This window comes from Microcoleus sp. LEGE 07076 (assembly GCF_015207455.1).
Taxonomy (GTDB): Bacteria; Cyanobacteriota; Cyanobacteriia; order Cyanobacteriales; family Microcoleaceae; genus Microcoleus.
Genome location: NZ_JADEWV010000249.1, coordinates 1 through 7,505, shown reverse-complemented (window position 1 = coordinate 7,505; position 7,505 = coordinate 1). Strand labels below are relative to the sequence as shown.

Sequence of the window (7,505 nt, the reverse complement as noted above, 5' to 3'; positions counted from 1 at the left end):
GTGCGATCGAATATTACACAATATTTAACTATCTAACTAATTTTCAAAATAGACAACAAGGATGAAATTATTTTCCAGCCTTTTCATCATTAATAGCATTAATAAATTTAGCAATCGTTTCATCAAGAACATTTCCAACTCAAACTATTTGATAACAGACAATCGCTGATATTTTTGAATGATGGCAACTAAATGGGAGATAAATCCGGCGAGTAACGAGGTCAAAATTCCACAAAACCTGTGTATTCTAAATCAGAAGAAATATAGAAGCACTCTATTCAATTGTTACTTCAGCATCTCAATTTTGGGAATTTTCCTGTCCCTCCTGAATCGAGTCCTCTACTCTGCAAAGCCTCAAAGCCTTAACCTGCAGAGATCGCATCCCTGCTACCGCACAACTGCACCTTCACATATTTTGATAATTAATTATTCTAAGTAAAATTACGGATTATGAAAATTATTTAAGCTCTCCTCTACGGATGTGGAAAACCAGCTTTTTACAGAGTTAAAAAAAATACGACTTACGCAGGGGTGGCCGGAAACCTGGTTTTTACGTGAATACTTCTTGTGACGCGTAAATAAGCTAAAAAACTCGGTTTATTTGTCGGGATGTGGCTATAAACCGGGTTTTTGCCAGAATACTTCCTGTGACTCGTAAATCAGCCAAAAAACCCGGTTTATTTGTCGAGATGCGGCTAGAGATGAAAATTTATCGGAAAATTTTCCGGATATAAGTTATTTATGTTGAAACGTTTCTTACCGTGACAAAGAACTATAAAAAAGCCCAAGGCTTTGTTTAGTTTGAAGTCATTTCTAATCGTTAATTACTATCAAAAGAGAAGCTATGCCTACTCCATTGAATGGTTCTTTGGGTCAACCCACTAATTTCACCAGCGTCAATGACCTAATTACAAAATGGCCGACTGCTGCTCAGAATCAAGGTATCAAACTGTCTGGGATAGCTTTTGATGGCGTGGAAACTGATTACCTTAATCCTCAAGCGATCGCCAATCTCACCTTACCAACGAATGAAAACCCTAAAAGCTGGTTGAGCTACGGGAGTACCCCTGGTATCGGTGTCCCATCCTCCTATGATGGTTGGTTCACTGACCCTACTAAAATTCGGGCGGAAATCAACTACGATCCCAACACAAATCAATCTCAGGCGCTGAAGCTGAAATGGGCAGATAACCAAGATATCACTAGCGCCACGATCGACCTTAGCACCTTGGGTATCAAAACTCACCCAGGAGTCGGCGATCAAGGTAATGAAGTTGGTTTGCTACAAATCTTTAATAATGGGACTCTGGTACCCGCCAGCAATTTTACGATCACTCGTCTCAACGCTCCGATCGCTCCAAAAGCGATTACTACGGGTGCAGATGGAGTGACTTTCATTGGCGATCGCACCGATGGCAATTTCCAATTCAAAATAGAAGCCAAGCCTCTCACCAACACTGCTTTTGACGAACTGCGGTTCTCCGCCAAAGCCTACGATAGCCCCACCGCTGCCTACACCGCCACCGCATTCAAAGACGATAGTTCCGACTACCTGGTGCGAAAGATTGACTATCAAGGGACTTCAAATCAGCCTAGCCTTCAGTTTAGTGCCCCTACCTTCAGCGTCAACGAAAACGGCACAGCGGTTGCAGCCGTAACCGTGACGCGCACCGGTGGCAGCGAGGGCGCAGTCTCAGCTACTGTCAACTTGACCAATGGAACTGCAACAGCGCCTGGTGATTACAACAATGCTGCCATCCCTGTCAATTTTGCTGCTGGCGACACTGCACCCAAGACTATTACCATTCCCATTGTCGATGACACTTTGGTGGAAGCTACCGAAACCGTCAACTTAACTTTGGCAAACCCGACAGGTGGTGCAACGATTGGGACACAAGGTACTGCCACTTTGAGCATCATAGACAATGACACTCTCCCTCCCAGCAGCCTGCAATTTAGTGCCCCAACCTTCAGGGTTAGAGAAGATGGCGTACCGATCGCAGCCGTGACAGTCACTCGCACTGGTAGCAGTACCGCAGCAGTTTCAGCCAGCCTCAACTTGACCAATGGTACTGCTACAGCCCCTGCTGACTACAACAATAGTCCCATCCTGGTGAATTTTGCTGCTGGCGACTCCACACCCAAAGTCGTCAATATTCCGATCGTCAACGACACCTTGCTGGAAGGTACCGAAACAGTCAATTTAAGTTTGGCAAACCCGACAGGTGGTGCGACGATTGGAACGCAAGGTACCGCCCGTTTGGACATCGCAGACAATGACAGCAGCCTGCAATTTAGTGCTCCTGTCTTCAGCGCCAACGAAGATGGGACGACCATTGCAGCAGTGACAGTCACTCGCACAGGTGTAGCCTCTGGTGCAGTCTCAGCCACTGTCAGCTTGGCCGATGGAACTGCTACAGCCCCTGGTGACTACGCCAATACTCCGATCTCGGTCAATTTTGCCGCTGGGGATTCTGCACCCAAAGTCGTCAATATTCCGATCGTCGATGACACCTTGGTAGAGGGTACCGAAAATATCCGCTTAACTTTGGGCAGCCCGACAGGCAATGCAACAATCGGGACGCAAAGTACAGCCACTTTCGACATCATAGACAATGACAGCACACTCCAATTTAGCGCCCCAACCTTCAGGATCAGAGAAGATGGGACTCAGGTTGCAGCCGTGACAGTCACTCGCACTGGCAGTAGTGTTGACGCAGTTTCAGCTACCGTGAACTTAGCCAATGGAACTGCTACAGACCCTGATGATTACACCAATACTCCGATCACTGTCAATTTTGCCGCTGGAGATGCTGCACCCAAGACGATCGATATTCCGATCGTCGATGACACTTTGGTAGAGCGTAACGAAACTGTCAATTTGAGTTTAATTAATCCGACAGGCAATGCGACAATTGGAACGCAAAGCACCGCTACTATGACCATCGTAGACAATGACAGCACCCTGGAATTTAGTTCCCCTTTCTTCAGCGTCAACGAAGATGGGACTCAGGTTGCAGCCGTGACAGTAACGCGCACTGGCCGTGCTACGGGTGCAGTCTCAGCGATCGTGAACTTGGCCGACGGTACTGCTAGAACCCCTGCTGACTACACTAATGGTTTGATCGCTGTTAATTTTGCCGCTGGAGATTCTGCACCCAAAGTCATCAATATTCCCATTATCGATGACGCTTTGGTGGAGCGTACCGAAACTATCAATTTAAGTTTGGTCAGCCCTACAGGCAATGCCACGATTGGAACCCAAAGCAGCGCCATTTTGAGCATCATAGACAATGATACTGCTCCTGCTCCGATCGCTCGTACCTTAACTGCATCGAGCCTTGTCTCCGACGATCCAATTACTAACTTTGCGGAGGCTAATGCGAACAACCAAGTTAGCAATGTCGGGCAAGATGGGATTGGCTTGCAGGGCGGCAGTACCGGTATTCAGAACGTGGATATACTGAGCAATTTCATCACCAACTCTTTGAATGGAATGGGGATAGCTAACCCAATAGCTGCCTCTAACGTCGGGATTAATTCCACTAACTCGATCGGTAATTCCGATACAGAGAAATGGTGGAATTTACGCACACAGCCGATTATGAGCGGCACTCCCCAGAATCAGTTGCTGGGTTAGGCGCTAGTAGTTTTACTGCCATCCGACTTTTCCGAACTCTCGGCAATCCGTCGGGTGGAATCCCTCTCTGATATCGTGGACGGTTGCATCCCAATCATAAAATCGAGTCAACAGTTAACACTCAACCATTCAGTTTTTCGACCCGGAGTCAACTGTCAACTGTCAACTGTCAACTGTCCCGACGCTCACCTCGTCTCTCGGTAGAGCGCGGGACTTCCTTCGGGCCTGTCTACTTAATAGCTTTGTTTTTGGGCTTTGAGTGCTGCGGTAATTGCCTCGATCGCACTTCTATCGCCCCATCGCCCGCAGCACTCAAAGGCAACTCCAACTCATCAATATCGTCCTTGCGGAACTTCACCGCAATATCAGCACCGTTGATAATCGCCCCCAACAGCCGCGGCCCGGATTTATGCGAATCTTCGTCCTCAGATTCCAGCAACTGATCGGCAGCTTCAGACAGCATACTAGCCAGAGTATAACCAGCCCGCGACACCAAAATTATACCGTCCGTGTACGGTTCCAGGGTCAGCGCGTCGTTGCACTCGCTCAACGCCGGAGAATCCACAACCACAAAATCAAAGCGGTTGCGAACATCCTCGAACAATCTCCGCATTTCACTCGATTCGAGTACCGCCGAAGCCTGCCGCAAACAGCCCGGACTCGGCACAACATAGAGGTTTTCCACATCGGGAACCAAATGGACGCACTCGCTGATATTGCCGTAATAGTGCAAAGGTTCCACCGCCGCCAGAGGATCGGCAGCGATTCTTAAGGATTCTACGTTGGAAGCCGATCGCAAATCTGCTTCAATCAACAAAGTCCGTTTGCCCGATCGAGCCGACGCAATTGCCAAATTGTAAGCACTAAAACTCTTCCCCTCCAAACGAGCCGCCGAAGTCAGCAACACCACCTTTACCGGATTTTCGCCAATTCGGCGCAAATTAGTCCGCAACCGCTCGTAAAACTCCAAATAGGGGGAATTGGATTCCAAAGCCAGAGGCATCTCATCACCGTAGGAATCAAACACAATCACTTCAGGCAAAACTGCCAGTATCGGCACCTCTTTTTCCACCAAAGCCGCCCGCACTTCTTCCCAACTGTAAAACTTGCCGTTGAGCATCCCCAACAAAAATATCAACCCGCCGCCCAGCAGCAACCCCACAAATCCCCCCACCGCCAGCATCACCGGCAAACTTTTCTTGTTTGACTCAACATCATCAGTTTTGGGAAGCTGGGCGATTGTCAAACTCCCCGTTGTCTCCGCTACTGCCGCTTGAGCGTCTACCAAAGCTGACTGCATCTTGTCATAAAGAGCTTTTTTGAACCCCACTTGCTGAACCAGTCGTGCTTGTTCTAACTGCTTGTTGGGAATTGTGGCGTGTTGTTGGCGTAATAGCTGTTCAGTTTTCTCGACTCCTTTGAGTTGCTGTTGCACCATTTCCCGCTGGGTTTGCAAAGCAATCATATTTTGAGCTAACTGTTGTCTGGCGGGATCTAAAGAAGAGTCTACCCGAATTCGATCGGCACTTCTGAGCGGAGCCGCCACCCCGTTACCGCCGAGCACCTCCGATTGTCGCTGCTGCAACTGCTCGTCATAAGCTTGTTTTTGTTTGAGCAATTCTACAATTTTCGGGTGTTCATCCTGCAAGTCGCTGCGGAGAATTTTGAGCTGAGATTCGATCGAAAACAATTGCACTCGCAGTTGTGCAATAATTGGGTCGGCCGAAAGTGCTTGAGCGACGTAAGCTTGCTCCACATTCAATCCCAAACGATCCTGCAAGCTTTTAATTTGAGCTTCAATTCCTCCCAACTGCACCCGGAATTGCCGCTGCTGCTGTTGGCTGCCGGCAATCGCTTGCGGCAGCGTACCGTTGAGAGCTGCTAAAATTGAAGTCCCTTCTCGTTTTTCGTAGGCTTCTAGCTTTGCTTCTGTCTCTCTGAGTTCATCAGTTACTTTCGGCAAGCGCTCTTTAATTTGGGCGATGGTGTCTCGCAGTCTAGAAGTATTAATATTTTTGCTGCGATCCACCATTGCGTTCATCAGCGTCTCTAGTACCTTTTCTGCTTTTTTGCGATCGGCATCTTTGTACAATACTTGAATCAAAGCGCTGGAGTCATTATTCTTACTCGGCATCTTGATTTGCACGCCGTCTGTCAGCTTTTTGGCAGAAACATTTTCTTTTTTTGCTGCTGGTTCAATCACCTTTTTATCCAGTAGCATATCTTTAGTTATTTCTTGTCCTTCCTGTTGAATTTTAGTAGTAGTCGATGAAAAAATCACGGTCGGTCTGAGGTAGGCCAGCGTACCCGAAGCAACATAAACCGGCGCCGGAGTTGGCTGCAAAGCAACTACTCCCGACACGCCCACAGTCGTCGCCAGAGTAGCCAGTCCCACCCACTTGTATTGGTCGAAAGCAATTAAATAACGTTTAACAACTGATAAAGTCATAATGATTGTTGACTGTTGACTGTTGACTGTTGATTGTTGACTGTTGATTGTTGACTGTTGACTGTTGACTGTTAACTGTTGACTGTTGACTGTTAACTGTTGACTGTTAACTGTTAACTGTTGACTGTTGAGTAAATCATAACTAATAACTAATAACTAATAACTAATAACTAATAACTAATAACTAATAATTACCTACCTATTATTAGGTGACGGGCCGAAGAGATTTGTTACCCCATTTCTCAACTGCTCAAAAAACAGAATAAATCCCAAAAGATCGCGGAAGGGTCTAGTAACAGTATTGATTGCATAACCAACGCGCTCTACCAGATTCCTACCGATCACAATCACATCATTATCTTCGAGCATCGGGTTCTGAGAAACATTGCCCTCCAGAGCAGCTTTAGCATCTATCTTGCGGTTGATAGCTATACCTTGCTTTTGGTCGAACCGAATCAAAGCCATTTTTCGCAAGTCAGCTAGATTGACAGGCAAATTGTTGATAGCATCCAAAAACTTGCTGCCATTTTCTAGGTAAAACGAAGTCAAACTACCACTAGCGTAACTCAAAACTCGAACGTAGATCCGGGGCTTAATCAAGGTAGACCGCGCTACTAGAGCTTTGTCGTAGTCTAGGTTTTTGGTACTGGCGTCCAATTGGGGGATGAGAATCACATCTCCCGATACCAAAGGAAAATCGAACAAATCGTTAGCGTTTGCTAGGGGAGTGTAGAGGTCGATGGCTTCCTCCACCGAGGAGCCGTCTACCAGTGTCCGCCGCACTCGCACCGCCCGCAAATCGGCTTTTGCCGTGGCTCCCCCCGCAATCGCCAAAGCGGCGGAAATTAGGCCAGAACCTGCCCCAAGCGTGTAAAAACCCGGTTTGCTGACCTCTCCGGTGACAGTGATTTGGACGGGGACGGCGGCAGCGGCTAGGCTGTATCTGGATGCTAAATCTCGATCGGACTTGCGATCGGCTGTAATCTGTTTGTACGGTACGACGATGGCATCTCCATCTTCCAAACGCAAATCCGGCGGAGCAATACCAGTTTGCAGCGGTGTCAAAATATCCACAACTTGCTCCGCCACTTCCCCCCCCGGCAGAGTTCGTCGCACCCGCACCGCCCGCAGTTCCGCCGTAGCATTAGTCCCCGCCGCAGCTGCCAGAGCCGCCGGAATCTGCGGGGTTTGCAGCGGATAAAAACCAGGTCTCGCCACTTCCCCCGTCACCGTCACCACTACCGGGCGCCCAACCAGCAAAGAACTAGATACTTGAGGATTTTTAATAAATTGGGAAAAGCGCTCGCGGAGTCGCTGCTGTGATTCTTCGACAGTCAGACCGCGCAGATTTACTGATCCAATCAGCGGCAGTACAATTACCCCTTCAGGACTGATAGCACCTGTAAAATTCAACTC

3 protein-coding genes are annotated in these 7,505 nt (G+C 48.0%); 1 reads left to right on the top strand and 2 read right to left on the bottom strand.

Translation table 11 applies throughout. The features are described from left to right. Positions 1 to 844: 844 nt before the first annotated feature. Entirely contained in the window at positions 845 to 3,640 is a 2,796-nt protein-coding gene (locus IQ270_RS26125) for a Calx-beta domain-containing protein (protein ID WP_193976079.1), read from the top strand. Positions 3,641 to 3,869: 229 nt separating this feature from the next. On the opposite strand, the gene IQ270_RS26120 is transcribed toward IQ270_RS26125, so the two are convergent. Both IQ270_RS26120 and IQ270_RS26115 read right to left on the bottom strand, forming a co-directional pair. Further along, positions 3,870 to 6,089: a tyrosine-protein kinase domain-containing protein gene (locus IQ270_RS26120; protein WP_193976078.1), complete on the bottom strand. Its 2,220-nt coding sequence runs from the start codon at positions 6,087 to 6,089 to the stop codon at positions 3,870 to 3,872. A gap of 195 nt (positions 6,090 to 6,284) precedes the next feature. Next, a partial coding sequence (locus IQ270_RS26115) for an SLBB domain-containing protein (RefSeq protein ID WP_193976077.1) occupies positions 6,285 to 7,505 on the bottom strand: 1,221 nt, incomplete at its 5' end.

Bases quoted from the DNA above. Each gene is read 5' to 3' on its own strand.
- IQ270_RS26125 (WP_193976079.1), top strand. From the start codon at position 845: ATGCCTACTCCATTGAATGGTTCTTTGGGTCAACCCACTAATTTCACC.
- IQ270_RS26120 (WP_193976078.1), bottom strand. From the start codon at position 6,089: ATGACTTTATCAGTTGTTAAACGTTATTTAATTGCTTTCGACCAATAC.